We start from the raw sequence: 3,585 nt of genomic DNA on the forward strand, positions 1-3,585 counted from the left end.
ACCGTTCACAGATATTTCATATCTCTGAGACGACTTAATATATAATACAGAATGTTTTTCGATATGTCAACAACTTTGTTGAACCATATTTTTTGTCGCTTTCTTTCAAAAGACAACTTAAATATATTACCTCGTTCATAGCATGAATGCAACCCCCAATTTTCAGAACTTTGCCTTACGCATTTTCTATACCGTGATATACTGGTAACAGTTATAAACGAAGTAAGGAAATATGTATGGCAAATAAAGCAGAAAAGGTGGACGCAGCTGAATTCTTAGCAATGTTGCTACAGTACAGCCGTGATTTCCACTACAATCACATCAACGTTAATGTTCGTTTGAATCGTAACCCCGCATACATACGTCAGGTAATGAATGTCATGTTGAAGCGTAACTCAAAGAAGTACGGTAACGACGAACGTCTATATGCATCAATGACCGCCGACGAAGCAACCAAGTTTCTTGCGTTAATCAATCAGTTGAAGGAAGATATGTTTGCTTCTTTTGCTGATAAGATTACTTGGCACACCGACCTATTGGTACGTGAAGAGCAAGAATTTGGTTATCGTCAAATCCGCGAACGCGATCAATACAACAACCTAGAATTTGAACTTTTGCTCTAATCTTATAAAAGCCCCTAGTTATTCAATAACTGGGGGCTTTTTTTGCGCGCAATCCTCATCTTATTTTGGTACGCTGAACACAAATCAGAGAAAGGACACCCACTTATGTATAAGCAACTCTTTGTTTTCGGTAGTCGGTTGCTTGGTCTCAATCACGTTTGGCAGTTGTCTGGCCAAGCATTCTGGGAAGAGTTGGCTGAAAAGCCTGCGATTGCAGCCGAGCCGAGCGCGAAAATGCGCCGTGACTTCGCCATCCACCATCATGACTACCTAGATATTATGGCCCCTCGTCGCTGCGATATTAAAACAACGACAGATATTGGTCTTTATCTACACGGCGGTGGTTTCATCGAACCGATTACTGCCTACCACTGGCATTTTATCAGTGATATCGTCATGAATACTAATATGCCAGTTGCTGTCTTAGACTATCCTCTCGTTCCAAACGCAAATTTGGATGACATTTATGAACGCATGCAAGACGCTATTTGGGAATTGCATCATGATTTTCCTGAAGCTAACATTAGCTTAATTGGTGATAGCTCCGGTGCGCAACTTGCCTTAGGCTATACACAATTAATTGAAGCCTTACCTATTAAGAAAATCGTGGCTATCAGTCCCATGGTTGATATGACTTTGTCTAATCCTGACATCAAAACAATTGCCAAACGTGATCCAGTTCTATCCTTACCCGCGATGCCTGATGTCATTAAAGTTATTAGTGAACACCATAGCCTACAAGATGCCGTGGTATCACCGCTATATGGTAATTTTGATAACCAACATATCTTACTTATTAGTGGTACCCGTGATTTAACTAATCCTGACAACCGACTCTTTGCCACAAAATTCGCGGCAAACGTGACTTACATTGAAGGGGAAGGATTACCACACGCCTATCCAATTTGGCCATTAACCCGGAACACCTCAGTCAAGCGTGACATTTATGATTTTTTGATGGGGCATACTGATGAAATTTGATTTGAAAAAAGAAGGTAAGACAGAACTAAACAAAACCCGGCGTCCGGCCTTACTAACCATACCTAGTCACTATTACTTAGCAATCACCGGCACCGGCGATCCAAACACCATGAACTTTGGTGATCACATCGCAGCACTCTATGCGATTGCTTATCCAATCAAAATGGCTTATAAAAAAACACCCTCTCATGATAGTCACTATACTGACTATGTTGTGCCACCGCTCTGTGGTGATTGGTCGATCTCCGAAGCGGCAATTAACCGCGAGAGCTGGGACAAGACGGATTTTGTGTATACATTACGAATCATGATACCTGATTTTGTTCCCTTAGCATTAGCCTCAAAGATTTTAGCTACTAAGCAACAACAAACTGAAGACAAGCTTTTACGAGAAGTCACCATCGTTAATCTGCCGGCGCAAGAGGTTGTTCAAATGTTACACGTTGGTCCTTATGACGAAGAACAAATAACCTTTGATTACTTAACGATGTTCTTAGAAGACCAGCAATTACAGCGAACTTCCAAAACGCACACTGAGATTTATTTAAGTGATGCCCGTCGAACAGCTCCTGATCGACTTAAAACAATTCTGCAAATAACCGTTGCGCGTAAATAAAGACCCCACCAACGCTTTCGTCAGTGGGGTCTCTTTTTGCTATCGTAGTGGTTCACTATAAATAACAGTCAACTCTTCTAGAACAACATGCAAACGCGTTAAGTCTAGTAACTCACCAGCTTCCGCAAACTCTGCTCTAAAAAACGGTTCATGAACTTGTCGCCAGTATGCCAAACTGCGATCACCTTCACCTTCTGCGTAGGCATGGCGCTCATCAACATCAGCATACTTGCGCACTTCAACATTAGTCGTGCAAATAATGGCCACTGGTTCTCCTGCCCCGTTAAGCAAAACATCATAACCCTGCTTAGCAACCGGGATTGGTTCATTCTCAAGTTGATATAACTCATATGCGCTTGCTGTGGCAGTCTTAATACCTGTTAATGTCAAACGTGCCAAGTCATCAGCTTGCTGTGACCCTTTACCAAACGCCCAAGCTGAACCAAACACAGCCGTTGGTTCATTCATGTCCGTCTTAAATTGTTCCCAATATTTTGTAACGTTATCTGTCATGTTGTCCCCCTTAACCACTTCAGTCTACCAAATTCACTGATTTTGTGCTTATCTGTGATTTGATTTTCGGTCAACAACAAAAAAACTGAGCACGCCATGTTGTCGTGCTCAGTTTATAGACTGTCTGTTAATATGTCTAAGTCCTACTCGGCTGGCGCTTCAGGAACTGGATGTTGGGCCGTATACAAGGCCGCAATAATACCATGTGCAACAGATACGTTGAGTGACCGAACTGAACCGGTTTGTGGAATGTAAATCATCGCATCCGCAGCTTGAATCAATTCATCAGCCAAACCAATTTGTTCCTCACCAAATAAGAAAACACTTTTCTCCGGCAAGGCCGTTTCAAACACGTTGTGTAATTCATAGCCTGGTGTATTATCAACCGCATAGATGGTATAACCTTCCGCATGCCATTGATCAAATAGTTTTTGATAATCCGTAATCTTGTGATGTGAAATGTGCTCGTAGTGCTGTGCACCAACCGCGCCGGTCTTATTCCACTTCTTAGCGCCTTCTTCATTTTCTGGATCCATTGGATTTTCGGGATTTAAGAAAACAATTTCGCGCCCTGAAAATGCGTTGTGGTTACGCACAGCGGTTGCCTTATTAAAATCGTGGGTTAAATTTTGAAGCGCTGTAATCATATAACCACGTCGTTGGTCTAAAGCTTGCATGATATCTTCGTTCGTCATGCCTTTAAAATCATCACCCAAGTTACGGTAGTCAATCGCATTTTTTAAATCAATCTTGCTCATTTTTCTATATCTCTTTAACTGTATTTCTGTTCAAGTTGTTAGTTAGTGCACCCAATGTTTTGTGAGCGCATTTTCAGTCTACTTTATTTTAGAC

The 3,585-nt window shown here is 41.7% G+C and carries 5 protein-coding genes; 3 read left to right on the plus strand and 2 right to left on the minus strand.

The features are described from left to right. The first annotated feature begins 236 nt into the window (after positions 1-236). From ESE_RS0101045 to ESE_RS0101055, 3 genes are all read left to right on the plus strand, one after another. Positions 237-623 (plus strand): hypothetical protein, encoded by a 387-nt coding sequence (locus ESE_RS0101045; RefSeq protein WP_010369818.1) that lies wholly within the window; start codon positions 237-239, stop codon positions 621-623. 105 nt (positions 624-728) lie between these two features. Then, complete coding sequence (locus tag ESE_RS0101050) at positions 729-1,604, plus strand: alpha/beta hydrolase fold domain-containing protein (RefSeq protein WP_010369822.1); 876 nt, start codon at positions 729-731, stop codon at positions 1,602-1,604. Continuing rightward, entirely contained in the window at positions 1,594-2,220 is a 627-nt protein-coding gene (locus tag ESE_RS0101055) for a GyrI-like domain-containing protein (protein WP_010369824.1), read from the plus strand. The genes ESE_RS0101050 and ESE_RS0101055 overlap by 11 nt, the downstream gene beginning before the upstream one ends. 39 nt (positions 2,221-2,259) lie before the next feature. Here the strand turns inward: ESE_RS0101055 and ESE_RS0101060 are convergent, their stop codons facing one another. Both ESE_RS0101060 and ESE_RS0101065 read right to left on the minus strand, forming a co-directional pair. After that, positions 2,260-2,733 carry an ASCH domain-containing protein gene (locus ESE_RS0101060; RefSeq protein WP_010369827.1) on the minus strand — a complete coding sequence of 158 codons (474 nt, stop codon included), beginning with the start codon at positions 2,731-2,733 and terminating at the stop codon, positions 2,260-2,262. 143 nt (positions 2,734-2,876) lie between these two features. Next, on the minus strand, positions 2,877-3,491 hold the full coding sequence (locus ESE_RS0101065) for a TrmH family RNA methyltransferase (RefSeq protein ID WP_010369830.1): 615 nt from the start codon (positions 3,489-3,491) through the stop codon (positions 2,877-2,879). Positions 3,492-3,585: the final 94 nt, after the last annotated feature.

Origin of the sequence: Weissella cibaria KACC 11862, from assembly GCF_000193635.1 — a bacterium.
GTDB classification, from domain to species: domain Bacteria; phylum Bacillota; class Bacilli; order Lactobacillales; family Lactobacillaceae; genus Weissella; species Weissella cibaria.